This is a genomic window from Undibacterium sp. SXout7W, assembly GCF_049339385.1.
Classification (GTDB): domain Bacteria; phylum Pseudomonadota; class Gammaproteobacteria; order Burkholderiales; family Burkholderiaceae_D; genus Undibacterium.
Map to the genome: position 1 here is coordinate 1 of NZ_JBMPPF010000104.1, position 361 is coordinate 361.

The 361-nt window shown below is 64.0% G+C and carries 1 protein-coding gene; it reads left to right on the top strand.

Features of this window, described 5'->3' with window-relative positions; genetic code table 11:
- Window positions 1-361 (top strand): DUF642 domain-containing protein (locus tag ACO0LB_RS20680; RefSeq protein WP_423052599.1); only part of this gene is annotated, 361 nt, incomplete at both ends.

The following is a 361-nucleotide window of genomic DNA, read 5'->3' on the forward strand; positions in this document are numbered from 1 at the left end:
GGACATGACGATGAAACTCCAATCGACTTTGCTGGCCGCTATGCTGGCGATGGCGGCGCACGCGGGCGCCGCCGAATTGATCACCAACGGCAGCTTTGAGGCCGGCGCCATCGTCGTCAATCACAGCGATGCGGGCGCGCAGCAATTGCTGAGCGGCGACAGTGCTGCGCTGGCCGGATGGACCGTCATCGGCGGCAACGACATCGCCTGGATCGGCAGCGGCAATCCGTATTCGATCAATGCGTCGCAGGGCAATAACTTCCTGGACCTGACCGGCTGGCACGATCAGAGTTCCAGCGGCGGCGGCGTCAAGCAGACCATCGCGACCACGGCGGGCGCCACCTATGCGCTGAGCTTCGAT